The sequence below is a fragment of the Pantoea sp. SIMBA_079 genome, assembly GCF_046940275.1.
Lineage (GTDB): Bacteria > Pseudomonadota > Gammaproteobacteria > Enterobacterales > Enterobacteriaceae > Pantoea > Pantoea borealis.
Genome location: NZ_JAWRYR010001041.1, coordinates 1 through 228, shown reverse-complemented (window position 1 = coordinate 228; position 228 = coordinate 1). Strand labels below are relative to the sequence as shown.

At 78.5% G+C, this 228-nt stretch carries 1 protein-coding gene; it reads right to left on the bottom strand.

All coding sequences use genetic code 11. From position 1 onward, the window contains the following. On the bottom strand, nt 1-228 hold a 228-nt coding region (locus SB719_RS23090; protein ID WP_412160180.1), incomplete at both ends, for a DUF72 domain-containing protein.

Genomic DNA, 228 nt, shown 5'->3' with positions numbered 1-228 from the left:
CGGTGACGAGCGCCCGCCGCGCGGCGACGTCGTAGGCGCTGACGTAGATCTCCGGGCTGCCGTGCCAGCGCCAGTAGCGGCAGGCGGGATCGCCGCCCGGGACATCCGCGCCGGGCGCACGCGCCGGATCGGCCGCCACCCGCGCGATGCGATGGCGGGCCAGCAGCGCGTCCGCGCCGGCGTCGAACCAGCTCGGGTGTCTCGGCTCGCAGGCGACCTGGCCGGGCC